Below are 14,233 nucleotides of genomic sequence, written 5' to 3'. Positions count from 1 at the left end.
GCGGTCAGCCGCTGAAGGACAGCCAGCGGAAGCCGGCCCGGTCGATCAGTGTCCGTTCCCGGTCGGTGAGCGGTGCCCGGCCGGTGGCCTTGCGGACCAGGGTCAGCGGGTCCCAGTCGAGCCCGGGCGGCATCGGCCGGCCGCCCGACAGCAGGTCGGCCACCACCTTCGCCGCTGTCGGGGTCAGCCACGCCTGCCGGTCGAGCGCGTCGGCCAGGTCCAGGCCGTGCACGCCGACCTCCACGACGCGGGTGCGCAGGAACTCGGTGAGGGTCATCGCGTCGCCGTGCCGGGTGCGCACCAGCCGCCCCGGCGGCTGGGCGGCCGCCGCCGCGTCGGCCGCCCGCCAGGCCCGCGCGAAGCCGTCGGCCACCTCGGGTACGCCGGGCAGCTCGCGCGCCTCCCGCCGGGCGCTGTCGATCCGGGCGCTGTCCACCTCGGGCGTGAACTTGGCCGTCCCGAAGTAGGCGGCGGCGTCCACCTCGGCCCGTTCGGGCTGCGGCGCGGCGAGCATGTCGACCAGTCGTCCCGCGCCGGTGCGCACGTGTGCGAGCAGGTCCCGCACCGACCAGGGCGGGCAGGGCGTGGGCCGGTCCAGGTCCGCCTCGTCGAGGCCGCGCAGCACCTCCTCCAGCCGTTCGCACTCGTGCCGGAACGCCGCGCGTACCGTGTCCATCCGATCTCCCCGTCCGTTGCCTGCCGGGCCAGCGTGCCACCGGTCGTTTCGCAGCTGTCGCGCCGGGTACGCGCGGCGGGACGAGGAGAGGAGGCACGATGGCCGGCATCATGCTCCGTAGTACCGCGTTCAACGACCATGACATGCTTCCGGGGCGTTTCTCCCGTGAGGGTGGGAACGTCTCGCCGCCGCTGGAGTGGTCCCAGGTGCCCGACTCGGCCGAGGAGTTGATCCTGTTCGTGGAGGACCCGGACGCCGGGAAGACTCCTTTCCTGCACTGGCTGGTGACCGGGATTTCGCCCCACTCGGACGGGGTCTCCGAGGGCGGCGTGCCGCTCGGCGGCCGGGAGTGGGCCAACGGCTTCGGCACCACCGGTTGGGGTGGTCCGCATCCGCCGCAGCACGAGGACCCGCACCGGTATTTCTTCCGCCTCTACGCGTTGGAGCGTCCGTTGCAGTTGCCGGAGTCGCCGGAGGTGCCCGACGTGCGCCGGGCGCTGACCGACAAGGAGATCGCCAGCGGCACGATGGTGGGCACCTTCTACCGCTGAGGTCAGCCCTGGTGGCGGGGCACGAGGCGGTGCACCACCGCGAGGACCAGCCCGGCCACGACGGCTATCGTCCCGACGATGCCGGCTGCGCTGCCGGCGTACGCGATGAGCAGCGGGCGGTGGCTGAGTTCGTCGGCGGGGATGTCGGCGAGCCGGGCCAGCCAGGACAGGGCGAGCCCGGACGCGACGAGCGCGAGCGTGCCGCCGAGGCCGAGCACGGTGGCGGCCAGGCGGTGCGCGTCGGCCGGCGAGATCGCCGCGCGTTCGCGCTGGAAGAGCAGCAGCGTCAGCCCGGCCACCCCTGTCCAGACCCCGACCAGCAGGTACGCGGCGATGGCGTCGCTGGGCCGGTGCCAGCCGGCGGAGAGGGTGGCCACCCCGGCGGCGGCCGCGTAGCCGACGCCGAGGAACGCTCCCACCACCCGCACTTTCGGCGGCAGCACCAGGATCAGCGCGACCGCCACCGAGGCGGCCACTGTGGTGTGCCCGCTGGGCAGGCTGTTGCCGGCCCCCGCGCGTTGCGGGTCGATGCCGAAGTCGGGGCGGGTCAGGTAGTGCTTGAGCAGTTGGGTGCTGATGTTCGCGCCGGCGATCAGCAGGGTGGCGGTGACCGCGAGGGTCATACGGTTGCGGATCAGCGCGATGAAGCCGATCACCGCGGTCGCCGCCAGCAGGGACACCACCGACATCGCGTTGAGGATCCGGTCCACCGGCCCGTCGATGCGGTCCTGGCCGATCTGGTTGCCGGTGAGCGCGACGGTGTCGGTCCACTGGCCGAGCGTGGTGTGCACGGCGAAGCGCCAGACCAGGTAGAACGCGGCCGCCTGAGCCAGGGCCAGAACGACCGTCCAGACCGCCGTCCAACCTCTCGCAGTCTCGTGCACTCGCACAACTTAACTGCCGGCCGTCGCAGGCGCCCGCCCGGCCGGGCAAACGGGCCGGGCAAATAGGAGAGAGGCCGCCACGGGGGGAGCGGCCTCTCTGGTGACGTACGTTACTCCCTCCGGGGCCCCCATGTGATCCCGTGGCGGCCGGTTTTTCGCGGGTGTTTTCGCGGCAAGTTCGACTACGGACGCAAGGGTGGGCCGGTCCGTCCGCTGCGTCGGCCAGACGGACCGGCCCACCCGGCCTGACGGGAATCAGGCCGTTCGCCGACCGGGCCGCAGTGTTCCCCCTTCGGCCCGGTCGGCCTCCGCCACGAGTGGGCCGGCCACCCGTGGCGGAGTGGTCACCTCACCCCGCGGGGAAGTAGGTGCCGTAGTCGGCGTAGGCCATGGCGACGTCCGCCTGGGCCCAGAACCGGTGGTAGTTGAACGTCGGCGCGGCCCCGCCCTTGAGGTACGCGTCGACCTTCGGCCAGTCCGGGTCGTTCTTGTAGAACGACCGGATGTCCAGGAAGCTCTTGCCCGGGGCGATGACGTCGCCGTTGGGCATCTTGCCGGTCCAGCCCGACGGGATGAACAGGCCCTGGCCGGTGCTGGCGTTGTACACGTCGCCGAAGCGCTTGTAGTCCTCGCGCTTCTCCGGCCGCGAGACGCCCTTGCTGTCGGCGGCGGCGGTCAGCGCGTCGAGCAGCCCCTTCGCGGTGTTCTTGGCGGAGGTGTTGCCGGACTTGGCCGCGTACGCGATCAGGGTCCGGGCGTAGGCGGCGGCGACGCCGACGTCCTGGCCGGTGCTGGTCACCGTGACGTGCAGGTTGGTGTTGGGCGGGGGGTTGTCTGTCCAGGTGTTGGGCTGGCCGGTCCACTTCATGTCCGACGGGATCGACCAGTTGGTGCCCAGCGTGGTGTTCGCGATGGCCCACGGCACCCACTTGTCCAGCAGGGCCTTGGCCTTGGCGTTGCCGGTCTGCATGTACAGCTCGGCGATGCGCTGCATCGACCAGGCCTGCATGCCGAACCACTGGTTGGACGGCGGGTCCCGGTAGACCGGGGCCGGGTCGTAGAACATGCCGTAGAAGGTGGCGGTGCCGGCCGGCGGCTGGGAGTAGCTGCCCTCCCAGCTGTTGGTGGCGCCGCCGGCGATGCCGCCCTCGGCCGACTGCAGCCAGGTGTAGAACTCCAGCTGCCGGTCGAAGCTCTTCTGCCAGTCGGAGAGCGCGGTCGGCGACTGGGGCTTGAGCTCGGCCACGTTGGTCAGTGCCCAGGCCGCGAAGGGGTTCTGGTAGCCGAAGTGGTTGTGGCTGGAGCCGATTCGCCACGACCAGTTCTGGCTGGCGTCGTACGCGCCGCCCCAGGCGTAGTACCAGGAGAGCAGGTAGTGCGCCGAGTCACGGCCGTTGCCGGCCGGGCAGCTGTTCGGGTTGACGCAGTTGCCGATCTTCTTGAAGTACTTGTCGAACAGCGAGTACCGCAGGTAGTCGCCCATCTTGGCGGCCTTGGCCACGGTCGCCGCGACGTCGGCCTGCTTGCCCTGCGCCTTGGCCCAGGTCAGCGCCCAGTAGGCGGCCTGCACGGCGCGGGCGTCGGCGTCCGGGGCGTCGGTGTACTTCCACTGCTTGGCCGGGGCGCTGGACTCCTTGACGAACAGGTCGAGGTAGCCGTACTGGCCGCCGTGCTTGAACGTGTCACAGGTCGGCTGCGGCACGGTCTCCCACACCGACTCCTCCGGGCCCCGCTGGAAGGTGTTGATGTACGCCGGGCGGGTGGTGCCGTCGCCGCAGCGGCCATAGCCGTACTTGTTGTCGACGTCCAGCAGCCAGTGCATGCCGTAGATGTCGCCGGTGCCGTAGGTGGACTGCAGCTCGGAGCGCAGCGGGTCCTGGCCGACGGGCACGTTGGGCTGCAGCTGCGACGGGTACTGGTTGGGCTGCGGGTACTCGGCCGCGTACTGCGGGGTGCCCGGGGCGCCGGCGGTGGCCTGGTCGGCGTGCGACGGGATGATGTACTTCTCCATCACCGTCCAGGAGTTGTTGAACGGCGCCCAGTTCTTGGTGACCCGGCCGTACTGCGCCTCGAGCCAGATCCAGAAGCTGAACGCCTCCGAGGTGGTCTCGTGGCCGTAGTCGGGCGCCTCGACGATGAGCGTCTCGATGGAGTGGTACGGCACGCCCTCCGGGCTGAAGTACCCCGAGTTCTTGATCTTGTTGTACTGGTCGAGGAACTTCTGGATGTAGGCGTTGTCGCTGCCACCGGTGTCGATCGCGGTGGCAGTGACCGACACCGGGGTGTAGCCGGTGGCGGAGGCGGTGATCGTGGCGGTGCTGCTGGTGTCGGCGTTCGCCGCCGCCGCGACGGTGACGGTGACGCCGGTGCTCCAGTTGGACGTCGTCAGGGTCGTCGAGGTGGGCGACACAGTGATGCCGGTGTTACCGGTGCGGGTCAGCGTCACCGGCACGTTGCCGCTCGGTGCGGCGCTCAACTTCAGGTTGAACGTGGCGTTGCCGCCCTTGTTCACGCTGAGCGCGAGCGGGGTGGCCACCAGGGCCGGCCCGGCAGCGGGGTTGACCGTGAAGGACTTCTCGGCCACGGCGGTGCCGCCGACGGTGTCGTACGCCTTGGCCTGCACCGTGTAGCTGCCGGCCGGCAGGCTCTGCAGGGTGTAGGCGTACGGGGCGCTGGTGGCGGTGTTGACCAGCAGGCCGTTGCGGTAGAACTCGACCTTGCTGATGCTCCCGCTCTTGGCGGTGGCGGTGGCGGTCAGCGGCACGTTCGCCGGCGCCACGAACGGCCCGGCCGGCACGTCGAGGGTGACCGTCGGCGGCTGGTTGGCGGGGGTGCCGTTGCAGGTGACCCCGTTGAGGGTGAACGAGGTGGGCTTCGGGTTGCTGCCCGAGTAGGCGCCGTTGAACCCGATGCTGGCCGTGGCGCCGGTGGCAAGGCTGCCGTTGTACGACTCGTTGGTTGCGGTCACCTGGTTGCCGGACTGGCTCCACTTGGCCGACCAGCCCTGCGTCACCCGCTGGCTGCTGTTCGGGAAGGTGAACTTCAACGTCCAGCCGTTGACCGGGTCGCCCAGGTTCTTGACGTCGACGTTGGCGGTGAAGCCGTCATTCCAGTCGTTCGTCACGTACGACACGTCGCAGGCCGGGGCGGCCTGCGCGGCGCCGGCCGGCAGGGCCACGCCAGCGATGGCGACGGCGGTGGCGGCGAACATCGCCGTGCGGCGACGTCTTGCCATGAGTCTCATGTGCGCGGTGTCTCCTCGGACCGGGCCGGGACCGTGCGGGCCCCGGCGGGGCGCCTCCACGCGTCGGACGGGCGGACGCGGGGGGTCGGAAGCGCCCGGGAAGGTGGTCGACCCGGTCGTGCCGGGGATCGCAGAACGCCGCACCGGGATGTCCGGGTGCCCTCGGCGGCCCACGCTCGCGCGCGCTGGCTCCGTGTCGCGATTGGAGAGAGTCTGCCATGGAAGCGCTCCCACCACAATGGCCGAGCAACTTAGACACGCGCATGTTTCGATCTCGTTCAGGGGCTTTCACAAACCGGTTACGGGCATTACAGTCGCAAGCATCGCCGATGGGAGCGCTTCCATCGATCGATATGCAAGTCCAAGTTCGCTAGGGAACCCCCGTGTCCCCAGCGCACCAGCCCAAGAGGCTGACGACGGGCCAGCCCGGACGCCGTCGCCAGCCATCACCCACCGGCTTGGAGGGAGGTGGAACCAGAGCCACTCGCGTGGCCCGGCTCCCGCGCGACACGCACGACAGAACCCAATTCCACTCGTGCGTGTGTGCATCACTCGTGGGGACGGGGGTTGCCCTCCCCCGTCCCCACACTAAACCCCCGTTGTCGACGGGAAAAGAGGCCGACGGGACAGGCGCGACACGCCTCCCGGTCGGCCTCCTTGCGCTATCCGCCCCATCTCGCCGTTCATCCGGCGCCCCGAGCGACGCCCCTTCACTCCCCGCCGGCCGCCCGTCCCGACCGGTCCGCGCCCCGCGCCGCGGTCCGCCCACAGGACGCGGCCGGCTACGCCTGGCCTATGCTGGGAGCGCTCCCGGCCCGGGTGGCCAGTCACTTCGAGGAGATCGTCCATGTCGCTACTCACCCGACGGCGCCTGCTCCGCCGCGCCGCTCTCTCCGCGACCGCCGCCGGCGCGGCCCGTGCCGGGCTCGCCGGCGCCGGCATGGCCGGGACCGCCGCGTCCGCCGCCGCCCTCGTCGCCGGCTGCGACACCACCCCCGACACCGACCCCGACGCGCCCCCGCAGGGGTCGCTGCGCTTCCCCACCGGCTTCGCCTGGGGCGCGGCCACCTCCGCGTACCAGATCGAAGGCGCGGCCAAGGAGGACGGCCGCGGCGCATCCGTCTGGGACACCTTCAGCCACACCCCGGGGCGCACCCGCAACGGCGACACCGGCGACGTCGCCGCCGACCACTACCACCGGTACGCCGAGGACCTCGACCTCATGCGCGACCTCGGCCTGCGCAGCTACCGGTTCTCCATCTCCTGGTCCCGCATCCAGGCCGACGGCGCCGGCCGACCCAACCAGCGCGGCCTCGACTTCTACCGCCGCCTCGTCGACGGCCTGCACGAACGCGACATCGCCCCGATGGCCACCCTCTTCCACTGGGACCTCCCCCAGGCCCTGCAGGACGCCGGCGGCTGGGAGAACCGCGACACCGCCGAACGCTTCGCCGAGTACGCCGACATCGTCTTCCGCGCCCTGGGCGACCAGGTGCCCGTCTGGCTGACCATCAACGAGCCGAAGACCGTCGTGCAGAACGGCTACATCTGGGGACACCACGCCCCCGGCCGGCAGGACCCCGACGCGGCGTACCTGGTCGCCCACCACCTCCAGCTCGCCCACGGCCTCGCCGTCCGCGCGCTGCGCGCCACCGGCGCCAAGACCCGCATCGGCCCCGCGCTGAACCTGCACCCCTGCTACCCCGCCGACGACACCGCCGAGGCGGCCACGGCGACCCACCTGTACGACGGCTACGAGAACCGCCTCTACCTTGACTCGATCCTCAAGGGCGCCTACCCGCAGGACGTGCTGGCCGACCTCGGCCCGGACAGCCGGATGGCCCGCGGCATCCGCGACGGCGACCTGAAGATCATCTCCAGCCCCGTCGACCTGGTCGCCGTGCAGTACTACACGCCCATCTACGTCACCGGCCAGGGCGGCACCGAACGCAAGTGGCCCACCTCCGAGGCCGAATGGCAGCAGATCTACCCCGAGGGGATGTACGACATCCTGACCCGGGTCACCCGCGACTACGGCCCGATCCCGCTCACCATCACCGAGAACGGGCTGCCCTGCCCGGACACTCTCGCCGAGGACGGCACCGTCGACGACAGCGGCCGGATCGACTTCCTGCGCGACCACTTCGCCGCCGCCCACCGCGCGATCGGCGACGGCGTGCCCCTGGAGAGCTACCACGTCTGGTCACTGCTGGACAACTTCGAGTGGGCCGAAGGGTTCGACCAGCGCTGGGGCCTGGTCTACGTGGACTACACCACGCAGCGCCGGGTGCTCAAGCGCAGCGCCCACTGGTACCGCACCGTCATCCAGAACAACGGCCTCTAAATTCGTCGCGTCAACGGGTGGCTGGCCGGGACGTCCGGTCAGCCACCCGTCCCGCCGATCCCCCCGAGACGCGCCGCCTCGGCGACCCGATGCGACGCCACCAACGCCGCACCAGTCGCGCCGACCTCCGGATTGTGCTGGTAGCGCACCGTACGTGGCGCCAGCACCTCGGTGAACGCCCCCCGCCACCACGCGGAGGCGGCCATCGCACCACCGCCGAGCACCACCTCCGTCGGCTGGTCCAAGCCGGACTCCAACACGACGAGGTCGTCCGCGACCAGCCGGCACACGCTGGTCATCAGCCCGGCGAGCAGGTCGACGGCGGTGGTGTCGAAGCTGAGCCCACGCAGCTCACCACAGCCGGCGGGCGCACGGCCGGGCGGCCGGTCGCCGCCGAACCGGGGATTCACCCCGATCCGCGGGCCCTCGGTCGCCCGGGCCAGGGCCGCCTCCAGCTCAGCCGCCGCGGGCAGGCGCAACTCCCGGTCGGCCCACGCGAACAGGTTCCCGCCACTGGAGTACGCCGCCCCCGTCACCACGTGCTCATGGTCGACCCGATACCGCCACAGCTGCGCCGGCAGCGGCGGCAACGGCGTGCCGGCGGGCACCGCCTGCAGGAGACGTACCGCGGCGGAGGTGCCGACAGTGACCGCGGCCCGCGAGGTATCGACGCAGCCGGAGCCGACATTGGAGGCGGCACCGTCGCCCACCGGCGCGGCCCAGCGGGCATCGGCCAACTGCGGCCAACGCCGGGCATGCTCGGGGCGCAGCCGGCCGTGCCACCGTCGCGGCGCCAACGCCGGCAACTCCCCGGGGCGTACGCCGGCCAGCTCGCACGCCTCGGCGTCCCAGTCCAGCCGGCGCAGGTCCAGCAGCCCGGCACCCGAGGCCATCGACACCGACATCGGCGCCTCGTCGAGCAGCGCACCCAGCACATACTCGGCCAGCCCGACGAAACGACCGATCCGCCCACCGGCCCGCTCCCGCAGCCAGGGCAGCCGGACGCTCCAGTAGCAGCGGTGCCACCACGTCCCGGTGCGCTCGTGGAAGGCATCCGGATCGGCCGGCCCGGCGGCCTCGGCCAGCGGCTCGGGCCGGGTGTCCAGCCAGGTCAGCACCGGGCCGAGCGGCTCCCCGTCGCCGCCCAACGGCAGCACCGAGTGCCACTGCACCGAGGTGGCGACCAGCTCGACGTCGCGCAGGTGACCGCCGGCGGCCAGCTCGTCCAGACACTCCGTCAGGCAGGCGAGGTAGCCGGGGCCGTCCAGGGTGCCGGCGCCGTCCTCGCCGGTGGCCGGATGGACCTTCCGCCGAGCCAACGCGCCCGGACACGGGGCGACGTCCGCGTCCAGCACGAGCCCCCGCACCGACGAGGTGCCCAGGTCCAGCGCGAGAATGGTCATCGCCGTCAATCTAACCCGCCGAGAGCGGCGCCGAAGTCAAGATGGATCACCCGCGATCCGTTCCCCGCGCCCGTGCCATCGCGTACAGTGATCGCCATGCCCGCGCACCTGTCCTGCTGGTGGCCCGCCAACCCGGCGGCCCACCCCCGCGCGTAGCTTCCCCACGCGGCCGCCCGACGAGGCGGCCGCCGGTCTCTCCCCGGCATCCCGGGTCGCCCCGCCGGCGGCCACCGGCCCACCGAGGAGACCCGATGACCAGCCCGCACGACCCACTGGCCGCCGTCGCCGCCGGCGTCGACCCCGGCCCGTTCGCGCTCATCCGCCGCGACGGCGCCGACCACCTCGACCTGCTCACCGGCCCGGTACGCATCGCCGAGCGGCTCGCCGACATCCCCCTGCCCGAGGACGGTCCCGGGCCGCGCACCCTGGCCCTGGTCCCCTACCGGCAGATAGCCGAACGCGGGTTCGCCTGCGTCGACGACGGCACCCCCCTGGAATGCCTGCTGATCCAGGAGCACCGGCGGGTCCCCCTCGCCGAGGTGGTGGCCGCCCTGCCCGACGCGCCCGTGGTCACCCGCGACGCCGCGTTCGACATCACCGACACCGAGTACGCGGCGACCGTCGACCGGGTCCTCGCCGAGGAGATCGGCCGCGGCGAGGGAGCGAACTTCGTCATCCACCGCACCCTGCGGGCCACCGTCCAGGGCCACCCCCTGACCGCGGCCCTGGCCGCACTGCGCCGACTGCTGCTACGCGAACGCGGCGCCTACTGGACCTTCGTCGTACACACCGGCACCCGGATCCTCGTCGGCGCCAGCCCCGAACGACACGTCAGCGTCGACGACGGGCTGGTCATGATGAACCCGATCAGCGGCACCTTCCGACACACCGGCGCAACACCCGACCGCGACGCCCTGCTGCGCTTCCTCCACGACCTCAAGGAGGTCGAGGAGCTGTACATGGTGCTCGACGAGGAACTCAAGATGATGGCGACGGTCGCCGAACACGGCGGCCAGGTCGTCGGCCCCTACCTCAAGGAAATGGCGCACCTCGCGCACACCGAATACCTGCTCGCCGGCCAGGGCACCCGCGACGTCCGCGAAGTGCTACGGGAAACCATGTTCGCCCCCACCGTCACCGGCAGCCCGATGGAAAACGCCTGCCGGGTGATCGCCCGCCACGAACGCACCGGCCGCCGCTACTACGCCGGAGTCCTCGCCCTACTCGGCCGCGACACACAAGGCCGCCAAACCCTCGACGCGCCGATCCTCATCCGCACCGCCGAACTCTCCCCCACCGGCGAACTACGGGTCCCGGTCGGCGCCACCCTGGTCCGACACTCCACCACCGCCGGCGAGGTCGCCGAAACACACGCCAAGGCCGCCGGGGTACTCGCCGCGCTCGGCCTCGGCCCCGACGCACCCGACCCCGGCCGCGGCCCCGCCGTCCGACTCGCCGACGACCCACACGTACGCGCCGCGCTCGCCGCCCGCAACACGCCGCTGGCCCGGTTCTGGCTGGACCAACGCACCCCGCACACCACCGCACTGCCCGCACTGACCGGCCGGCGGGCGCTGATCGTCGACGGCGAGGACACCTTCACCGGGATGCTCGCCCACCAGCTGCGCGCCCTCGGCCTGGCCGTCACCCGCCGCGACTGGCACCAGCCCGACCCGGTCGACCCGTACGACCTGGTCGTGGTCGGCCCCGGACCGGGCGACCCGAACGACCAGGCCGAACCGAAAATGGCCGCGATGCGGGCCCTGCTGACCGAACTGCTCACCAGCGGCCGGCCCACCCTCGCCGTCTGCCTCGGCCACCAACTGCTCGCCGGGCTGCTCGGCCTGCCGCTGCACCGCCGGGACACGCCCTACCAGGGCCTGCAACGGGACGTACCAGTGTTCGGCGCGACCCGCCGCGTCGGCTTCTACTCCAGCTTCACCGCCCACGCCGACGCCGACCGGATCACCACCACGTACGGGCCGGTGGAAGTGTCCCGAGACCCGGCCGACGGCGCCGTGCACGCGCTGCGCGGCCCCGGCTTCGCCGGCGTCCAGTTCCACCCCGAATCGGTGCTCAGCCCCGACGGCCTGACCGTCCTCGCAGACCTGCTCGGGCACCTACTCACCCACCCGGCGCTGACCGGGCAAGCACCGGCCGATCACGGGTAGAGCCGCCGACGACCGGTGGCCCGGGTGGCTCACCCGGACCACCGGTCGCCAAGCTCAACCGGCCAGACCCCGCTTCAGCGCGGCACCCACCTGCACCGCCCGCTTCGCCGTCAGCGCGGTCGCCGCCAGGGCGATATGGTCCGGAGCGATCTCCCCGTTGTTGCTGGTATGCGACGCACCGTACGGGTTGCCGGCGACGAACTGGCTGGGATCGGTGTAGCCGGGAGTCACCACGAGACCGCCCCAGTGGTAGACGACCGTGAACAACGACAGCAACGTCGCCTCCTGGCCACCGTGCGAGGTGGCCGTCGAGGTGAACGCGCTGTACACCTTGTTCGCCAGCGCGCCCTGAGCCCACAACGGGCCGGTGGTGTCGATGAACTGCTTGAGCTGCGCAGCGATCAGCCCGTACCGGGTGGGAGAACCGAAAATCACCACATCGGCCCAGGTCAGATCGTCCGGCTGCGCCTCCGGCACATTCTGCGTCTCCAGCCGGTGCGCCTCCCAACCCGAGTTGGAGCGAATCGCCTCGTCCGGCGCCAGCTCCCGCACCTTACGCAGGCGCACCTCCGCCCCGGCCTCCCCGGCGGCCTCGCACGCCGCCTGCGCCATCTGGTACGTGATGCCGGTCGCGCTGTAGTAGATCACCGCGACGTTGACCTGGCCAGCCATCAGACGTTTCCCCCTCGGTGTCGGGTCAGCTCCGGCGCCTACCCGTTGCTCACCTGCGCAAACACCCCCGCGCACCCTTCTCAAGAACGGATCCCCCGGGCTCAAAATTTGCGCAAGTTCCCCGCCGAAACGCCGATCCGAATCGGGCACCAGGGGATCCTGGACGCACCGGGTCCAGGCAGACCTCGTCCGACACGGACCTGAACGGGGGATCGCGCTACGTCGGCAGCGCCGCCGGCGCAGCGCGATCAGGCCATCCGCTCCCGCTCCTCCTATTCGTCCGACTTCCCCGGCATGCCCGCCGCCCCGACGGGGATCCTCTCCAAGACCCGTGAGAGGAAGGACGAACCATGCGACTGACCGAACAGCAGATCCGCTCGCTGTACGGGCAGGACGTCCAGGACCGCTCGGGCGCGAAGATCGGCAGCGTGGGCCAGGTCTGGGCCGACGCCGCCGGCGAGCCCACCTGGGTCAGCGTGCGGACCGGCATCCCCGGCCGCCACCAGTCGATGGCCCCGCTGCACACCGCCCGGTTGCAGGAGGGCCGGGTGCGGATGCCGTACGACAGGTCCACCGTCCGCAGCGCCCCCGCCGTGGAGAGCGACACCGACCTACCGCTGGGCGTGGACCAACTCACCCAGCTCTACCGGCACTACCAGCTGCCCGCGCGCAGCGCGGCCCTACGACCCGAGCCGTCACCACAGCAGGCGACGGCCGCACCGGAGATGATCCGCTCCGAGGAACGGCTGCGGGTCGGCACCCAACGCGAGCCGGTCGCCACGGCACGGCTACGCAAACGGGTGGTGACCGAGAACGTCCACACCACCGTGCCGGTCCAGCACGACGAGGTGACCGTCGAACGCGAGCCGATCACCGCCGCGAACCGTGGCGACATACGGCCCCAGCTCGGCGAGGACGAGCGCGAACTGGTGCTGCACGCCGAGCACCCGGTGGCGGTCAAGGAACGGGTCCCGGTCGAACGGGTCCGGCTGACCAGCCACGAGGTCGTCAAGCAGCGGCCGGTCCACGGGCAGGTTCAGCGGGAGGTGATCGACGCGGACGTGCCGGAGCAGCCGCGCCACACCGACTGACGACGACACCCCGGCCGGGCGGGCACCGACCCGCCCGCCCGGCCAGCCGGCTACGTGGTGGCTGCTCCTGGTTCGTTCACGCGCGGCGCGGCCACCTGCCGGCGACTGCGACGCCACCGCCGGACAGCCCACCCTCCGCCTCCGACAAGCAGCGACGCGGCTGCCGCTTCTCGTAGCCACCAGGTCCACCATGCGGTTGACGTGCCCAGTAGCAGCCCGCCGTGGGCCTTGCCGGAGAGGGCGTCCGCGGCCCAGAGGAAACATTTCGCGCCGACTTCGGGCTCAACCGCCACCAGCGTACGAGGCTCCCCGTCACGCAGGACGGCGGTGGTAGCGACATCGTCGTAGATGGGTACGGCCGGTGTGGAGCCCGCCCAGCCGGCGGCGCACGGCATGTTCAGGTCGGGCACCGCAGCAGGGCCGGCCGTTTCGTGGCCGTCGAGAAGTGAGAATCGGCGGACGATGCCAGCGAAGTCGTCTTGTTCGACGATCAGCAGTTCACGGCCGTCCGGGGAGACCGTTGCGGTCCACTGTCCGGCAAATGATTCACCCAGCCAGGGGGACGACCGATTCAGCGTGATGGTGCGACGCGGTTGGCCGTCGAGCCCGGTGACGGTGGCGACAAGGTCGGGGACGGATGGTGTGTCGCCGGAGCGCGACATCTTGACCCAGAGCAGTTCATCGGTGTTGACCCAGCCCGCGAGAAACCCTTTGTACCCGTCGCCCTCGCCGTTTCGAACGAACGTCACCGAGCCATCCACGCCCAACACGACCGCGCCCCACGGCTCATCGCGCTGGACTCCGTGCTGAGCTAGCCAGCGGCCGTCCGGGGACCAGAACGACGGGGACTGCTCTTCGACGACGTACGGCGTGGTGATGGACGGCCCGCCGCGACCGCCGACGGCCGTGATCTCCGTCCGCGTACCGGTGACAAGATCGTGGATCACGTAGGGTCCGTGGTCGCCGCGCAGATACCCGATGCGGCGACCGTCGCGGGAGATCGCCGGGTAGTTGTCGTAACCGGTCGGCGGCGCCGGCAGCCGCCAACGACGGCCGGTCTCGGCCACGGCGTACCAGGCGTCGGGGCCGTGGTCCGGCCCAGCCTTGACGAGGCTAGCCACCGGTCCAGGGCGGTCGGGCAGCGTGCCTGTCCACCACTGATGTGGGATCCGCTCCGGATACCCGCCAACGCCGCGG

General features: G+C 71.6%; 10 protein-coding genes. 4 read left to right on the top strand and 6 right to left on the bottom strand.

What is annotated here, in order from left to right; genetic code table 11:
• Positions 1 to 4: 4 nt before the first annotated feature.
• Positions 5 to 676, bottom strand: a complete 672-nt coding sequence (locus AB0C02_RS21185; RefSeq protein WP_357550400.1) for a maleylpyruvate isomerase N-terminal domain-containing protein — start codon at positions 674 to 676, stop codon at positions 5 to 7.
• Positions 677 to 774: 98 nt separating this feature from the next.
• On the opposite strand from AB0C02_RS21185, the gene AB0C02_RS21180 reads away from it, so the two are divergent.
• Positions 775 to 1,227 (top strand): YbhB/YbcL family Raf kinase inhibitor-like protein, encoded by a 453-nt coding sequence (locus tag AB0C02_RS21180; RefSeq protein ID WP_357550399.1) that lies wholly within the window; start codon positions 775 to 777, stop codon positions 1,225 to 1,227.
• A 2-nt stretch (positions 1,228 to 1,229) separates the two neighbouring features.
• Here the strand turns inward: AB0C02_RS21180 and AB0C02_RS21175 are convergent, their stop codons facing one another.
• On the bottom strand, positions 1,230 to 2,117 hold the full coding sequence (locus tag AB0C02_RS21175) for a phosphatase PAP2 family protein (protein ID WP_357550398.1): 888 nt from the start codon (positions 2,115 to 2,117) through the stop codon (positions 1,230 to 1,232).
• A 343-nt stretch (positions 2,118 to 2,460) separates the two neighbouring features.
• Entirely contained in the window at positions 2,461 to 5,346 is a 2,886-nt protein-coding gene (locus AB0C02_RS21170; protein ID WP_357550426.1) for a glycoside hydrolase family 48 protein, read from the bottom strand.
• Between the two features lie 856 nt (positions 5,347 to 6,202).
• On the opposite strand from AB0C02_RS21170, the gene AB0C02_RS21165 reads away from it, so the two are divergent.
• Positions 6,203 to 7,699, top strand: coding sequence for a GH1 family beta-glucosidase (locus tag AB0C02_RS21165; protein WP_357550397.1), 1,497 nt, complete (start codon positions 6,203 to 6,205; stop codon positions 7,697 to 7,699).
• Between the two features lie 38 nt (positions 7,700 to 7,737).
• On the opposite strand, the gene AB0C02_RS21160 is transcribed toward AB0C02_RS21165, so the two are convergent.
• Positions 7,738 to 9,102: an FGGY family carbohydrate kinase gene (locus AB0C02_RS21160; protein ID WP_357550396.1), complete on the bottom strand. Its 1,365-nt coding sequence runs from the start codon at positions 9,100 to 9,102 to the stop codon at positions 7,738 to 7,740.
• 251 nt (positions 9,103 to 9,353) lie between these two features.
• On the opposite strand from AB0C02_RS21160, the gene AB0C02_RS21155 reads away from it, so the two are divergent.
• Positions 9,354 to 11,273 (top strand): chorismate-binding protein, encoded by a 1,920-nt coding sequence (locus AB0C02_RS21155; protein ID WP_357550395.1) that lies wholly within the window; start codon positions 9,354 to 9,356, stop codon positions 11,271 to 11,273.
• Between the two features lie 54 nt (positions 11,274 to 11,327).
• Here AB0C02_RS21155 and wrbA read toward each other — a convergent pair whose 3' ends face one another.
• Entirely contained in the window at positions 11,328 to 11,945 is a 618-nt protein-coding gene (wrbA, locus tag AB0C02_RS21150; RefSeq protein ID WP_357550394.1) for an NAD(P)H:quinone oxidoreductase, read from the bottom strand.
• Positions 11,946 to 12,295: 350 nt separating this feature from the next.
• On the opposite strand from wrbA, the gene AB0C02_RS21145 reads away from it, so the two are divergent.
• The gene (locus AB0C02_RS21145) at positions 12,296 to 13,036 is read left to right on the top strand and encodes a PRC and DUF2382 domain-containing protein (RefSeq protein ID WP_357550393.1); all 741 of its coding nucleotides are present in this window, start codon (positions 12,296 to 12,298) and stop codon (positions 13,034 to 13,036) included.
• A 50-nt stretch (positions 13,037 to 13,086) separates the two neighbouring features.
• Here AB0C02_RS21145 and AB0C02_RS21140 read toward each other — a convergent pair whose 3' ends face one another.
• Positions 13,087 to 14,103 (bottom strand): hypothetical protein, encoded by a 1,017-nt coding sequence (locus AB0C02_RS21140; protein ID WP_357550392.1) that lies wholly within the window; start codon positions 14,101 to 14,103, stop codon positions 13,087 to 13,089.
• Positions 14,104 to 14,233: the final 130 nt, after the last annotated feature.

Origin of the sequence: Micromonospora sp. NPDC048999 (assembly GCF_040649295.1) — a bacterium.
GTDB lineage: Bacteria > Actinomycetota > Actinomycetes > Mycobacteriales > Micromonosporaceae > Micromonospora.
This window is presented reverse-complemented; position numbering and strand designations above follow the sequence as displayed.

Coding starts and splice junctions, on each gene's coding strand:
- AB0C02_RS21185 (WP_357550400.1), bottom strand. CDS start 676: ATGGACACGGTACGCGCGGCGTTCCGGCACGAGTGCGAACGGCTGGAG.
- AB0C02_RS21180 (WP_357550399.1), top strand. CDS start 775: ATGGCCGGCATCATGCTCCGTAGTACCGCGTTCAACGACCATGACATG.
- AB0C02_RS21170 (WP_357550426.1), bottom strand. CDS start 5,346: ATGGCAAGACGTCGCCGCACGGCGATGTTCGCCGCCACCGCCGTCGCC.
- AB0C02_RS21165 (WP_357550397.1), top strand. CDS start 6,203: ATGTCGCTACTCACCCGACGGCGCCTGCTCCGCCGCGCCGCTCTCTCC.
- AB0C02_RS21160 (WP_357550396.1), bottom strand. CDS start 9,102: ATGACCATTCTCGCGCTGGACCTGGGCACCTCGTCGGTGCGGGGGCTC.
- AB0C02_RS21155 (WP_357550395.1), top strand. CDS start 9,354: ATGACCAGCCCGCACGACCCACTGGCCGCCGTCGCCGCCGGCGTCGAC.
- wrbA (WP_357550394.1), bottom strand. CDS start 11,945: ATGGCTGGCCAGGTCAACGTCGCGGTGATCTACTACAGCGCGACCGGC.
- AB0C02_RS21145 (WP_357550393.1), top strand. CDS start 12,296: ATGCGACTGACCGAACAGCAGATCCGCTCGCTGTACGGGCAGGACGTC.